Annotated in this window: 13 protein-coding genes; 7 read left to right on the top strand and 6 right to left on the bottom strand. The window is 66.6% G+C overall.

Translation table 11 applies throughout. The features are described 5' to 3' along the window. The first annotated feature begins 51 nt into the window (after positions 1-51). The 3 genes from A5696_RS02015 (at position 52) to A5696_RS02025 (ending at position 4255) form a co-directional block, all read left to right on the top strand. Positions 52-660 (top strand): TetR/AcrR family transcriptional regulator, encoded by a 609-nt coding sequence (locus A5696_RS02015; RefSeq protein WP_067872898.1) that lies wholly within the window; start codon positions 52-54, stop codon positions 658-660. 284 nt (positions 661-944) lie between these two features. Next, positions 945-1361, top strand: coding sequence for an MmpS family transport accessory protein (locus tag A5696_RS02020; protein ID WP_067872584.1), 417 nt, complete (start codon positions 945-947; stop codon positions 1359-1361). Continuing rightward, positions 1358-4255, top strand: coding sequence for an RND family transporter (locus A5696_RS02025; RefSeq protein ID WP_067872588.1), 2898 nt, complete (start codon positions 1358-1360; stop codon positions 4253-4255). The genes A5696_RS02020 and A5696_RS02025 overlap by 4 nt, the downstream gene beginning before the upstream one ends. A gap of 87 nt (positions 4256-4342) precedes the next feature. On the opposite strand, the gene A5696_RS02030 is transcribed toward A5696_RS02025, so the two are convergent. The 5 genes from A5696_RS02030 to A5696_RS02050 form a co-directional block, all read right to left on the bottom strand. Beyond that, positions 4343-5125 (bottom strand): SDR family oxidoreductase, encoded by a 783-nt coding sequence (locus A5696_RS02030; protein ID WP_067872591.1) that lies wholly within the window; start codon positions 5123-5125, stop codon positions 4343-4345. Positions 5126-5214: 89 nt separating this feature from the next. Continuing rightward, entirely contained in the window at positions 5215-5544 is a 330-nt protein-coding gene (locus tag A5696_RS02035) for a DUF732 domain-containing protein (protein ID WP_082956243.1), read from the bottom strand. 231 nt (positions 5545-5775) lie between these two features. Continuing rightward, complete coding sequence (locus tag A5696_RS02040; protein WP_067872598.1) at positions 5776-6639, bottom strand: hypothetical protein; 864 nt, start codon at positions 6637-6639, stop codon at positions 5776-5778. Then, complete coding sequence (locus A5696_RS02045; RefSeq protein WP_067872601.1) at positions 6636-7883, bottom strand: acyl-CoA dehydrogenase family protein; 1248 nt, start codon at positions 7881-7883, stop codon at positions 6636-6638. Before A5696_RS02045 ends, A5696_RS02040 begins: the two co-directional genes overlap by 4 nt. Positions 7884-8049: 166 nt before the next feature. After that, positions 8050-9069, bottom strand: coding sequence for an NAD(P)-dependent alcohol dehydrogenase (locus A5696_RS02050; protein ID WP_082968875.1), 1020 nt, complete (start codon positions 9067-9069; stop codon positions 8050-8052). 138 nt (positions 9070-9207) lie between these two features. Here A5696_RS02050 and A5696_RS02055 point away from each other — a divergent pair, with 138 nt between their 5' ends. From A5696_RS02055 to A5696_RS02065, 3 genes are all read left to right on the top strand, one after another. After that, positions 9208-10017: an acyl-CoA thioesterase II gene (locus A5696_RS02055; RefSeq protein ID WP_067872604.1), complete on the top strand. Its 810-nt coding sequence runs from the start codon at positions 9208-9210 to the stop codon at positions 10015-10017. Positions 10018-10084: 67 nt separating this feature from the next. Continuing rightward, on the top strand, positions 10085-10600 hold the full coding sequence (locus A5696_RS02060; protein ID WP_067872904.1) for a nuclear transport factor 2 family protein: 516 nt from the start codon (positions 10085-10087) through the stop codon (positions 10598-10600). Positions 10601-10606: 6 nt separating this feature from the next. Next, the gene (locus A5696_RS02065; RefSeq protein ID WP_067872607.1) at positions 10607-11707 is read left to right on the top strand and encodes an NAD(P)-dependent oxidoreductase; all 1101 of its coding nucleotides are present in this window, start codon (positions 10607-10609) and stop codon (positions 11705-11707) included. A gap of 95 nt (positions 11708-11802) precedes the next feature. On the opposite strand, the gene A5696_RS02070 is transcribed toward A5696_RS02065, so the two are convergent. After that, entirely contained in the window at positions 11803-12774 is a 972-nt protein-coding gene (locus A5696_RS02070) for an aldo/keto reductase (protein WP_067872610.1), read from the bottom strand. A 54-nt stretch (positions 12775-12828) separates the two neighbouring features. Between A5696_RS02070 and A5696_RS02075 the strand changes: the two genes are divergently transcribed. Further along, positions 12829-14151: an acyltransferase gene (locus A5696_RS02075; protein ID WP_231964201.1), complete on the top strand. Its 1323-nt coding sequence runs from the start codon at positions 12829-12831 to the stop codon at positions 14149-14151. Positions 14152-14231: the final 80 nt, after the last annotated feature.

Below are 14231 nucleotides of genomic sequence, written 5' to 3' on the forward strand. Positions count from 1 at the left end.
AGCCGTAGGATGTCGACTGCAAAGTTTGCGTTTTGTGCAACTATGGGTGTCATGATGAAACAGATGGGTCTCCGCGAGCGGCGTCACCGCCAGACCAGCGCGGACATCCGTGACGCCGCGGTGCGCCTGGCGCTGGAACGCGGCTTCGACAAGGTGACCATCGATGCCATCTGCGTCGAGGCGGGGATTTCGACGCGCACGTTCTTCAACTACTTCCCCACCAAGGAGTCCGCTATCGCCTACGGTCCCTCGGACCTACCGGCCGAGCTGGCCGAGGATTTCGTCGCCGCCGGCCCCGCCCCGTATCGCGTGGTGCTGTCGGAGCTGATCACCCTCGCGGCGCACCACCTGCGCGACACGCCCCCGCGGCGCGAACAGGCGGCCGGCTGCCTGGAGCTCGCCAAAAGCAGCCCCGCGGTCCTGGCGGCGTTCCTTGCCGAGCTGGAACGGTTCCAGAACCAGCTGACCGACATCGTCGCGCGCCGCCAGGCCATGCGCCCCGACGACGAGATCCCCGCGTTGATCGCGGCACTGGCGTTGACGGCGGTGCGCTCCGGCATCGAGCGCTGGGCGGGTGGCGAGCCGAAGGATGCCGAAGACACGCCGATGCCGTACGTCGACAGCGCCGCCGCGCTGGTCAACAGCATCTTTAGCAACTAGACAGCCTAAACAGTTAGCTAGATCACCTTTTTGCATTGACTGCAATCTGTGCAGCCGGTGTATCATGCTCTGGTGGGACGGGACGGGGGCTCGGCGACGCGCCGGCAGGCATCCCAGCGCCCGACGTCTGCACCCGCGTGGATCACGACAATCTCCGAACGCATTGGGGCGCAAGGAGATTGCGGGGACCCCAGCCGGGGCATTGGATCCGGTGTCCGCTCGACGGCGACCGCACGGTTGGGCGACGAGGAAAGGAATCCACGTAGGTGCAGCTATCGAAGGTGATGCGCAACGCGTGGCTGCCGCTGTTGATCGTGGCGGTGGTGGTGATCGGCGGCTTCGCCGTGATGCGGGTCAAGTCGTTCTTCGTGGCCGAGAACGCAGGACCGTTGACGAGCCCGCGGCAAGATGATTCCAAGCCCTTCAAGCCCAAGGTCGTCAAATACGAGATCTTCGGCTCGGCCAGTCACGCCAACGTGAACTACCTGGACCTGTCGGCCGACCCCAAGCGCGTCGACGATGCGCCGCTCCCCTGGACGCTGGTCCTCAGCACGACCGCCCCCTCGGTCTTCCCCAACCTCTCGGCACAAAGCGATGGTGACCGCCTCGGCTGCCGCATCACCATCGACGACGAAGTCAAGGACGAGAACATAACCGACGGCGTGCACGCCCTGACCTTTTGCTTGGTGAAATCCGCATGAGCGCGAACGCTGAACACCCGACCGACACCTTGCCCATCGCCAGGCACGCCGGGCGCCCGGCGATTCCGCGGATCATCCGACGATTCGCCGTACCCATCGTTCTGGGCTGGATCGCCGTCATCGCGGTGCTCAACACGGTCGTCCCGCAGCTGGACGAGGTCGGGAAGATGCGCTCGGTCTCGATGAGCCCGGACGACGCGCAATCGGTCATCGCGACGAAGCACATGGGCGAGGTGTTTCACGAATACAAGTCCAACAGCTCGGTCATGATCGTCCTCGAAGGCCAGAATCCGTTGGGCGCGGACGCTCATGCCTACTACGACCAGCTGGTCAAAAAGCTCGACGCCGACACCAAACACGTGGAACACGTCCAGGACATGTGGAGCGATCCACTCAGTGGTGCGGGCGTCCAGAGCAACGACGGCAAGGCCGCCTACGTCCAGGTCTATCTCGCCGGCAACCAGGGCGAGGCCCTGGCCAACGAGTCGGTCGAGTCGGTGCAGGACATCGTCAAGAGCGTGCGCGCGCCCAACGGGGTCAAGGCCTACGTCACCGGGCCCGCGGCCGTGCAGGCGGATCAGCACATCGCCGGCGACCGTAGCCTGCAGGTGATCACCACCGTCACGTTCGTCGTGATCATCGCGATGCTGCTGATGGTCTACCGGTCCATCGTGACGGTGTTGCTCACGTTGGTGATGGTCGTACTCGAACTCGCCGCCGCCCGTGGAATGGTGGCCTTCCTCGGCTACTACAACATCATCGGGCTCTCCACCTTCGCCACGAACCTGTTGGTAACGCTGGCGATCGCGGCCGCAACGGACTATGCGATCTTCCTGATCGGGCGATATCAGGAAGCCAGGTCAATCGGCGAATCGCGAGAAGACGCGTATTACACGATGTTTGGCGGCACCGCTCACGTGGTGGCCGGATCGGGACTGACCATCGCGGGCGCGACGTTCTGCCTGCACTTCACCAACCTGCCCTACTTCCAGACGCTGGGCATCCCGTTGGCCATCGGCATGGTCGTGGTGGTCGCGGCGGCCCTGACGCTGGGCCCCGCGGTGATCTCGGTGGCTTCGCGCTTCCGCCAGACGCTCGAGCCCAGGCGGGCGCAGCGCATCCGCGGCTGGCGCAAGATCGGCGCCGTCGTCGTCCGGTGGCCGGGCCCGGTTCTGATCGTGACCATCGCGATCGCGCTCGTCGGCCTGCTGACGCTGCCCGGGTACCGGACCAACTACAACGACCGCAAATACCTGCCCGCCGATCTACCGGCGAACGCCGGCTACGCGGCAGCCGACCGGCATTTCTCGAATGCGCGGATGAATCCCGAGCTGCTGATGATCGAAAGTGACCACGACCTGCGCAATTCCGCCGACTTCCTGGTGATCGACAAGGTCGCCAAGGCGATCTTCCGGGTGCCCGGAATCTCACGCGTGCAGGCGATCACCCGACCGCAGGGCACGCCGATCGAGCACACCTCGATCCCGTTCCAGATCAGCATGCAGGGTGTCTCCCAGCAGATGAATCAGAAGTACCAAGCGGATCAGATGGCCGACATGCTGCACCAGGCCGACATGATGCAAACCACCATCGACAGCATGGAGAAGATGCAGAGCATCACGGCGCAGATGGCCGACAGCATGCACATCATGGTCCGCAAGATGCACGAGATGACCATTGATATCAACGAATTACGCCAGCACATGGCAGATTTCGAGGACTTCTTCCGGCCCATCCGCAGCTACTTCTACTGGGAAAAGCATTGCTACGACATCCCCGTGTGCTTTTCGCTGCGCTCGGTCTTCGATGCCCTCGACGGCATCGACACGATGACCGACGACATCCAGAGCCTGCTGCCCGTCATGGACCATCTCGACACACTGATGCCCCAGATGGTGGCCCTGATGCCCGCCATGATCGAGAACATGCGGGCCATGAAAACGACGATGCTGACCATGTATTCGACCCAAAAGGGTCTGCAGGATCAGCAAAACGAGGCGCAGAAGAACTCCAACGCCATGGGCAAGGCGTTCGACGCGTCGAAGAACGACGACTCCTTCTACCTGCCCCCGGAGACCTTCAACAACGCCGAGTTCAAGAAGGGCATGAAGAACTTCCTGCCGCCCGACGGCCACGCGGTGCGGTTCATCATCAGCCATGACGGCGATCCGATGACGCCGGAGGGCATTTCGCACATCGATGCGATCAAGAAGGCGACCTACGAAGCGCTCAAGGGCACGCCGCTGGAGGGCTCCACGATCTATCTCGGGGGAACCGCGGCGACCTACAAGGACATGCAGGACGGCAGCAACTATGACCTGCTGATCGCCGGAATCGCCTCGCTGTGCCTGATTTTCATCATCATGCTGATCATCACGCGAAGCGTCGTGGCCTCGGCGGTCATCGTGGGCACCGTGCTGCTTTCCCTCGGGGCGTCCTTCGGGCTGTCGGTGCTCATCTGGCAGCACCTGATCGGCATCGAATTGCACTGGATGGTCCTGGCGATGTCCGTCATCATCCTGCTGGCCGTCGGTGCCGACTACAACCTGTTGCTGGTGTCGCGGTTCAAGGAAGAGATCCACGCGGGGCTGAACACCGGAATCATCCGGGCGATGGGTGGGACGGGATCCGTGGTCACCTCGGCCGGACTGGTGTTCGCGTTCACCATGATGACGATGGCGGTCAGCGAGCTCACCGTCATCGGCCAGGTCGGCACCACCATCGGCCTGGGACTGCTGTTCGACACGCTGATCGTCCGGTCGCTGATGACGCCGTCGATCGCGGCGCTGCTGGGCAAGTGGTTCTGGTGGCCACAACGGGTGCGGCAGCGGCCGGTGCCGTCGCCCTGGCCCGCGCCGGTCAAGGAGCGCGAATCTTTCGCGGTGGCGCCCTGACCTAGGTGACGACGCGCCGAGCCTGCGCACAGCGCGTGCTTGACCCCAATTTTGTAGCGCTGGACGCAGTTTCGATGTGGGTCCGGCCTACGTGACCCACTCGGGCTGCTGGCTGGCATCGACCGCGGAGAAGTCCTTGTGCGCCAGCCCGGCGGTGGTGCCGCCGTCGACGACGAACTCGGAGCCGGTCGAATAACTCGATTCGTCGCTGGCCAGGTACACCACGAGGTTGGAGACCTCCCTGGGCTGGGCGATTCGGCCCAGCGCGGTGTGGAAGATGTCCTCGGGGACCCACTCGGTCATCGGCGTCTTGATGAGCCCGGGGTGAATCGAGTTCACCCTGATCCCGCTCGGCCCGAGTTCGAGTGCCACCGATTTGGTCAGCCCCCGGACCGCGAATTTGGTTGCGGTGTAACCATGGCAGGCGATGGTGCCTGCCATGCCCTCGATCGAGGAGATGTTGATGATCGACCCGCGGCCGGCGTCCTTCATCGGTTTCGCGACGGCGCGGATCCCGAGGAACACGCCGGTCAGGTTGACGTCGAGAATCTTGTGCCACTCGGAGAGTTCGTAGTCCTCGATGGTGCCGATGTTCAGGATGCCGGCGTTGTTCACCAGCACGTCGATCCCGCCGAACTCGCTCAAGGCGGTGGCCACGGCGGAGTCCCATTGCTCGGGTTTCGTGACGTCCAGGTGTACGTAGCGAACCGCGTCACCGAGCTCGGCCGCGACGGCCTTGCCCTCGTCGTCGAGGATGTCGCCGAATACCACCTTGGCGCCCTCGGCGACCAGCGTCCGCACGTGCGAGGCGCCCATCCCCCGCGCACCGCCGCTGATCAGGGCGACCTTTCCCGCCAAGCGTTCTGCCACTGGTCTTCTCCTGTCATGTCGGTGCGTCGGATTGCACCATACATATGCATGCAGGCGTATGGCCAGGGCGCGGCCGAGTGCGGCTGCGGCTACTTTTTGGCCGGATTACTGGCGGGGTGGTGCGACGGGCAGTAGTCCGCGGTGGCCGCACCCACGAACATCTGGGCTTGGTCCTGGTTCAGCCGATGCGCCCCGGTGAACTGGTCCACCTCGTCCTTCTCGGTGTAGCCGGCGTCGAGATCTTTGCACATCACGTGCGCCATATTCACGGTCTGGGACGGGCTACCGAGGTTGATGCCGTGCGACTGCAGGAAGTTGGTGAAATCCTGGTCGGTCTGGTCGGCGTGTGCGGCACCCGCCGGCACCAGCACGACAGCCAGCAGCGCGCCGAACGTGCACGCGGAAATTTTCTTCGTCATCTCGCGGTGCTTCATCCGTTATCCCCCATCACTTTCGAGGCTTCACATCAACTCGGGTCGACAAGCGAGGCGCAATTCAAACCCCGCATAGTTTTTACTGTCGATCGTTTCAGGCATCAATGGTATCTAATGGCAATGATCATTGGGCCTGACCGCGCCCGAGTTTTTACTAACCGTTCGCTTTGTATTTCGGTGAACTTCAGCCAGCGTCGCGGAGGCGATTGACGGAAGTCAGCCGACGACGTCGAAGATCGCCGCTGCGGAGGTGATGGCCCTGTCCGCGTTCCCCTCATCGTGCAGCAGCATGCGCACGCCGACGCGCCCGTGCCCGCCGTGCGCCGTGCCTTCCACGCGGAAGGGACCCACCTTGCCGCGGGACATGAACATGACGTGCCAGCTGATGACCTGCACCTTCCGGGTTCCGGCGACCTCGGCGGCGAGGTCGGTCGCCGCGGCTTCGAGCACGACGTGCTGGGGCCCGATGTGCAGCGCGGCGTCCGGCGACGCGAGCTCGGCGCTCAGGGCGGGCAGCACCCAATGTCCGTCGCCGCGCTTGCCGGCGCCGAAAGCCTGCCACAGCGGCGGCAGGTCGGGAGAGTCCTCGATCACCAGCTCCGTGCCCGAAACATCCATCTTGCCAAGGCCTTCCGGGGGGACACCGATCACCGCTCCCTGGCCCTCGTTGAAGGCGATCACGCGGTCGCGATTGTCGGCGTCCACGATCGTGCACCGCCCGTAGCCCATGGTCCGGCCCTGGTGCACTATGCCGGACCCGACGATCTCGATTCTGGTGACGTCGTAGCCGGGGTCGACGATCTGGACCGACGCGATGACCGGGTTGGGCACCGCGACCATGTCGGTCTGACATCCCTCCGGCGAGGAGATCGCCAGCGGCGCCACCATGAGACCGCCGGCCTCGTTGCGCATGTCGCGGCGAATGGTGACGGTGTCGTCGGTTTCGCCCTCGTTCATGGACGAGTGGTTGCGGCCGATGTAGCGGTAGCTGAGCAGACCGGTCCAGCGCCGGAACAATTCGTCGCGATAGGCGTCGGTGTCGTCGGCCAGCTCGCGGATGTCGCGCGGTTGATCGCTCACTTGTGGCCTCCCTCTGCGGTTTTGCCCCGGCGCACCTGGTTGAACGGCACACCGCGATCGGCGGCGTACTCGCGGGGGAAGTTCAACACCCGCTCGCCGATCACGTTGCGCGCCATCTCCGTCGTTCCGCCCCCGATGCTGGCGATCTGACGGCCCAGGTAACGCGTGCCGATGTCGAGCAGCCCCGCGTCGTCCTCGACCACGGCCGCCGGGCCGGCGATGGCGTGGGCGATGTCGTTCTCGACGTCGTGGGCCGCGGCCATGCCCAGCCTGATGATCGAACCCGCGGCGGGCGGCAGGGACCCGGCGACGACGGCGTGGAAGACGTGCTCGCTGAGTTGCTTCTGCACCGCCCGGTGCACCAGGGCCCGGCCGACCATCTCCCGGGCCCGTGCGCTGTCGGCCTGGTTCGTCCCTTCGACCAACGACATCAGGTCGATCGAAATGTCCTCGGCCTCAGCGATTCCGGGGCCGCTGGTGTACTCCGATCCGTCGCCCATGGTGCGCCGCTCGTGGTAGAGCTGTCGGGAGGCGACGTCCCACCCCTTGCCCGGCTCCCCGACCACGGCGTCGTCGCCCACGTCGACGTCGTCGAAGAACTCTTCGCAGAATTCGACCGAACCGTTGACCTGGCGGATGCGGTTGATCGTCACCCCGGCGTGCCGGAGCGGTACCAGGAACATCGTCAGGCCGTTGTGTTTGGGCGCCTCCCAATCGGTTCGGGCCAGGCACAGGCCATAGTCAGCGGCGAACGCCCAGGTGCTCCACGTCTTGGCGCCGTTGATGATCCAGCGTCCGCCCCGGCGGTCGGCGCGGGTGATCACACCCGCGAGGTCCGAGCCGCCGCTGGGTTCCGACAACAGCTGGACGAGCACTTCGTCGCCGCGCAGCGCCGCCCGGATGTGGGCCCGCTTCTGCTCCTCGCTGCCCATGTCGAGGATCGTCGCGCAGCAGATGGCGAAGGACGGGACGTTGAGCAACAGCGGCGTCTCATAGGCGACGGCCTCCGCGTCGAACGCCTTCTTGTACTCGTAGCCCAGCCCCAGCCCCCCGTACTCCCGCGGAAAGCAGATGCCGGCGAATCCCCCGTCGTACAACTTCCGTTGCAGTTCGCGGGCGCGCCGCCAGGACGACAGCTCGTCGCGCTCGAGGATCATCGCGTCCCCCGAGTCCAGCCTCGGCAGGTTCTCGGACAACCAGGCTCTGGCCCGGCCGCGGAACTCCCGGACCGACTCGCCACTCACCGGCGGCCCCGAATTCGCCTGCGCGTCATCGCCAATGGCCTCCTCGAGCTCGTGCTGGGCGACTGTACAGCACCGCCTGATGACTGTACAGGTCTCCCCTAGGACGCGTTCGGCTGCACCGCGGCGCGGATGAGCGCCGTCAGCGCCTTTCCTTTCGCTCAGGTGGTCAGGGGATGGTGAGCGCGATCTTGCCGACGTGCTGGCCGGCCCGCATCACCGCCAGCGCGTCTTCGAGCTTCTCCCAGTCGAAGACATGGCTGATATGCGGCTTGATGCCCGCATCCGACATGAACTCGCACAACTCCCGGTGCCCGCGCACGCTGCCCACCGTGATCCCGACGATCCGCAGATTGTTGAGCATCACTTCCGCGACCGAGACGGGCGCGGTGTCGAATCCGGTCAGCACGCCGATCACGGCGACCGTGCCACCCACCCTCGCCGAATGCACCGACTGCGCCAGGGTGGCGGGCCCGCCGAGCTCGACGATCAGGTCGGCGCCTCTCCCACCGGTCAGCCGCTTGACCTCGGTCTCCCAGCTCGGGGTAGCGCGATAGTTGACGAGATGCGTTGCGCCCAGCTCCTTTCCGACCTTCAGCTTCTCGTCGGACGACGACGTCAGAATCACGGTGGCGCCCAGCTCCTTGGCGAGCTGGACCGTGAACAGCGAGACCCCACCGGTGCCCTGGGTGACCACGACGTCGCCTTCGCCGATGTGGGCTTCTCTCAGCGCACTCCACGCCGTCACGCCCGCGCAGGGCACAGTCGCGGCTTCGAGGTCGCTGAGATGTGTGGGCGTGCGCACCAGTCCCGACGCGTCGGCGACGCGGTACTGCTGCAGCCACCCGTCCTCGGTGTCGCCGGGCAGCACCCGTTTGGACTCCGGTGTCGGCGGCCCATCGAGCCACTCGGGGTGAAACGTCCCCATCACCCGGTCCCCCACCTGCGGCCAGTCGACCCCGGGTCCGAGCGCCACCACTTCCCCGGCGCCGTCGCTCATCGGCACGCGGGGCCACGGGCCGGGGAGCAACCCCATCAGGTTGATGTTGTCGTGAAAGTTCAGGCTCGAGGCCCGCACCCTGACCAGCGCCTGCCCCGGACCGGGTTCACCGACCGGCCTGTCGACGACCTCCAAGGGCTCGCCGGGAGTGTTCATCACCATCGCTCGCTGGCGATCCGGAACGCTCATGCGAGACCCGCCTCCTCACCTACGCGCGGCTCGGCCGAGGCCCCCAATCTAGCGGCCACGCTTGCCGGCAAGTAATCTGCCGTCGACCCGCATCGCTGTGCGATTACCGCCCGATGCTATGGCGATCAAGGAATCGGCATGACCGGCACGCACCCGTTTGACCACGCGGTCCATCTCGACCTGACCGACGCCGGCGTCAGGCGCGGCAGGACCCATCCGGAGTGGGCGAACATGGTGGGCCCGTTCGGCGGCATTACCGCGGCCGCCATGGTGCGGGCCATCGAAACGCATCCCGACCGCATCGGTGAGCCGTTGGCGTTGACGGTCAACTACGCGGCACCCGTCGCCGACGGCGACTTCGACCTCGCACTGCGGGCCGTGCGCACCAACCGAACCAATCAGCACTGGAACGTCGAGCTCACTCAGGAGGGAGAAGCCAAGGCCACGGCGACGGCGGTGTTCGCGACCGCCCGCGACAGCTGGGCTGACACCCAGGCGCCGCCGCCGAGCGCGCCGCCGCCGGAATCGATCACAGCCACCGGCATGGGCCACGTCGCCGTCTGGTCGGAGCTCTACGACATGCGGTTCGTCGACGGCCCGCTCCCCGGGGCGGACGGACAGCCCAGCCCCTCGTCGACGACGACATTGTGGGTGCGCGACAAAGCGCAACGCCCCGTCGACTATCCGGCGCTGGCCGCGCTGTGTGACGTCTTCTACCCACGGGTGTTCCTGCGCCGCGGCGGTGTCCTGCCGGCCGGCACCATCTCCCTGACGACCTATTTCCTCGCCGATCAACGCCAGCTTGACGCCCTCAGCGGTGACTTCGTGTTGGCCACCGCCCACGCCAACCGCTTCTCCGGCGGCTACTTCGACCAAAGCGCCCAAGTCTGGACCCGGGACGGCGTCCTGTTGGCCACTACCCATCAGATCGTCTACTTCAAAGGTTGACGGGTTACAGTTTCGGCGTGAAGTGTCACGCTTGGCGGAAATGCTGGTCGACCGGAATCGAGCCGCAATGACGCAGACCGCCGAAGACAACGCCACCACACTGCTGGCCATCGAGGCCATCAAGCAGCTCAAGGCCCGCTACTGCCGGTACCTCGACGCCAAGGACTGGTCGGCGTGGCGGTCCCTGTTCACCGATGACTTCCTCAGCGACACGTCCGAGGCCGGCGGCAAGGTGATTGTCGGCGCCGACGATTTCGTGGCGTTCACCCGCCGGGGCATCGGGCGCCCCGCGCAGGCGACCGCCCATCAGGTGCACGCGCCCGAGATCGAGCTGACGTCGGCGACGACGGCGCGCGGCGTGTGGGCCCTGCAAGATGTGGTCCGTTTCGGCCCGGGGGTGAGCCTGGTCGGCTACGGCCACTACCACGAGACCTACCAGAACATCGCCGGCCAATGGCTTATCAAGAGCTCCAAGCTGACCCGGCTGCGGGAGGACATCGTGACCCCGGTGTTCTCGGTGTACATTTCCGACCGGATCCGGCGGGTGGCTGCCAAGCTCGCCGCCCGGATCATCGAACGGTAGGCGTCGATGACCGTTGGCACCATTCTCATCACCGGGGCGTTCGGCCAGGTCGGTAAGCGATGCACGCAGCTCCTGCTCGAGCGGGGACGAACCGTCGTGGCGATGGACCTCCGCAACGACAAAACCGTTGCGGTCCACGACGAATTGGCCGCGGCCAGGACCGCCGGTGCGCTGATACCGGCCTACGTCGACCTGTTGGACGCCGAGGCGGTGCGCGATCTGGTCGCGACCCATCGGCCCGGCGCGATCGTTCACCTCGCCGCCATCGTCTCACCGCCGTCGTATCGCAATCCCGCGCTGGCGCGCCGCGTCAACGTGGGCGGCACGGAGAATCTGCTGGCGGCGGCCGCGACGCTGCCCCGTCCCCCGCTGTTCCTGATGGCGTCCAGCGCCGCCGTGTACGGCTCGCGCAACCCCTACCGCCACCCGGAGCGGATCACCCCGGACACCCCGGTGCAGCCGATCGATCAATATGGCGAGGACAAGGTGCTGGCCGAGGCGGCGATCCGGGCGAGCGGTCTGCCGTATGCGCTGTACCGATTGGGCGGGATCATCTCGCCGGACACGCAGGCCGACATCAACGGCGACTACCTGACCCTGCTGCGCTCGATGCCGGGCGACAACCGGATGCACGCGGTGGACGCGCGTGACGTGGCGCTGGCGTTCGCCAACGGGGTCGATCGCGAAGCGACGATCGCGGGCAAGGCGCTGCTCATCGGTGGCAACGAATCGTATGTGATGCTGCAACGCGACCTCGGGGACGACCTGATGGCCGCCGCCGGCCTGGGCCGGCTGGGTCCGTCGGCGAGTCTGCCCGGCGACCCCTGCGACGACCGCGGCTGGAGCTTCACCGGCTGGTACGACACCACCGAAGCGCAGGCACTGCTCGACTTTCAAGAGCACGACTGGCACCAGACCCTGGCGTGGATCGCCGAGTCGCAGGGCCGCCAGCGCGTCGTGCTGCGGGCGCTCGGCCCGATATTGCGGCCGCTCATGCGCGCCGCTCTCGAGCTGCAGCGCCGAGCAGAGCGCCGCGGCCCCTATGCCGACCCCTGGGGGCTGATCGAGAAGAAATACGGCTCGGGGGCGCTGGCCGGGACGGACTGACCCGGCGAACCGAAGGAGACCCTGGCCTTCCGTGGCCTTCCGTGGCCTTCCGTGGCCGTTCTTTGGCGCCGATCACGGCTTCGTGCGGATGGCGACTAGCGGTCGATCCAGCCCATCTGCGCCGCGGCGTGGTGGCCGCCGACGGGCGGGGTGAGCCGGTCGAGTCGCTCCAGTTGGCCCGCGGTGAGCCGCACGGTATCGGCCGCGACGTTCTCCTCGAGCCTCGTCACCCTCTTGGTTCCCGGAATGGGCACGATGTCAGGCCCTTTCGCCAGCAGCCAGGCCAGCGCGACCTGAGCCGGCGTGACGCCCGCGTCGGCGGCGATGTCGCGCACCTCGTCGGCGCACTTGAGGTTGTGCGCGAAGTTCTCGTCGAAGAACCGGGGATTGGTCTTGCGGTAGTCGGAGTCGGGAAGTTCCGCGGTGGAGCGGATCGCGCCGGTGAGAAACCCGCGGCCCAGCGGCGAGTAGGCGACGAACCCGATCCCCAGCTCACGCAGGACCTCGAGCACCCCATCCTCGGGGTCTCGGGTCCACAGCGAGTATTCGGACTGCACGGCGGTGATGGGGTGCACCGCGTGGGCGCGCCGAATCGTGTTGACGCCGACTTCGGAAAGACCGATGTGGCGGACCTTTCCGGCGGCCACCAACTCGGTCAGCGCTCCGATCGTGTCCTCGATCGGGGTGCCGCGGTCCAGGCGGTGCTGGTAGTACAGGTCGATGTGGTCGGTCGCGAGCCTCTGCAGCGACCCGTCCACGGCGACGCGGATGTTGGCGGGGCTGCTGTCGAGGCCGTCTCGGCCGGTGTGGGAGATCAGGCCGAACTTGGTTGCCAGCACCACCTGATCACGCCGGCCCCGCAGCGCGCGGGCGACGAGTTCTTCGTTCACGTACGGGCCGTAGACCTCCGCGGTGTCGATCAGCGTGACGCCAAGGTCGATGGCGCGGTGGATGGTTCGGATCGCTTCGGCGTCGTCGCTGCCGGCACCGGCGTAGGCGACCGACATGCCCATCGCGCCCAGACCCAGGCGTCCAACTTCGAGTTCGGCGAGATGAGCCCGTTTCATGGGCCCATTGTGCGCCGAGCCACTTCGACCCACGGGACAGGTACCGTTGCGCTCGTGGCGGACACCGCGCGACCGGCCCGCAACCTGGCCGTCGACTTCTATCGCGCATCGGGCGTGGTCCTCATCGTGCTGGGGCATTGGCTGGCCGGTTCGGTGACCTATCACGACGGGTCCTTCGGCCGGGAAAACCCACTCGTCGACCTGCCGTGGACGCAATGGCTGACGTGGATATTCCAAGCGGTGCCGGTGTTTTTCCTGGCGGCCGGCTACGCGGGCGCGGTGTCCTGGACGCATCGACGCGGCGCCGAGGGTTTCTCGCGGGAGGTCTGGCTTCGGCATCGACTGGCCCGGGTCCTCGGGCCGACCGCGGTCTACATCGCGCTGGTTTCGGTGGTCGTGGTCGCTTTGGTGGCCGTCGGCGTGCCCGGCTCCGTGCTCGAATACGCGGGGTGGGCGGTGGCGATGCACCTCTGGTTTCTCGCCGTCTACCTGGTGGTGGTGTCGCTGACGCCGATTGCCATTGCGGCACAACGGCGTTGGGGTCTCCTGGTGCCGGCCGTGCTGGCGGTGGGGGTTGCGGTGCTCGACGTGGCGACCATCGCGGGCCACGTGCCGTATGTCGGCTGGCTGAATTACCTCCTGTGCTGGGGTGCGCTCTACCAGCTCGGAATCGCTTGGCACGGTGGGCTATTGACCGGGCCCAGGCCGGCGCTGCTGGCGATCGCGTCGGCGGTCGGGCTGGCCCTGTTGATCGGGGTGGCGCGGTACCCGGTCAGCATGATCGGCGTTCCCGGCCAGGCGGTGCAGAACACCACGCCGCCGACGGTGGCGATGCTGGCCTTCGCCTGCGCACAGGCCGGCTTGGTGATGACCCTGGCGCCCGCGCTCAACCGCGTCTTGCGCGGCGGCTTCGTCAGGCGGGCGCTGTCCGTGGCGAACAACAATGTGATGGCCCTGTACCTCTGGCACATGATCCCGGTCGTCATCGTCGCGCTCGTCGCGTACCCGGCCGGCCTGCTGCCGCAGCCTCAGGAGGGATCCGGGGCGTGGTGGCTCGCCCGGCTCGAATGGGTGGTGATGCTCGGCGTGGTGACGGCGTTCGAACTGCTGTTGCTGTGGTGGCAACGACGCATCTTCGCGGCCCCACTGCCCATGCTCGGCGTGCCCGTCACGGCCCGCTGGGGCGAAGTGTCCATGCTGACCGGTGCCGCACTGGCCGCCATGGGTCTGCACTTCTTCGCCTACACCGGCTTCGCGCCGAAGGGGCGTTTCCCATGGGTGACCGCGGCGGTCTTCACCGTCGGGGTGCTGCTGGTGGCTCTTCGCCCGACGAAGGTCAGCCGGCGCGCGGTCGATCCGGCACCGGCGACGGGGTGAGCTTCGGTCCGCGCCAGCCGGCCGAGCCGTCGCTCAACCGTGCTCGACGACACGGAACGACTCTGGTTGGCCGGCGACCA

The organism is Mycobacterium sp. E2699 (genome assembly GCF_001666745.1).
Classification (GTDB): Bacteria; Actinomycetota; Actinomycetes; order Mycobacteriales; family Mycobacteriaceae; genus Mycobacterium.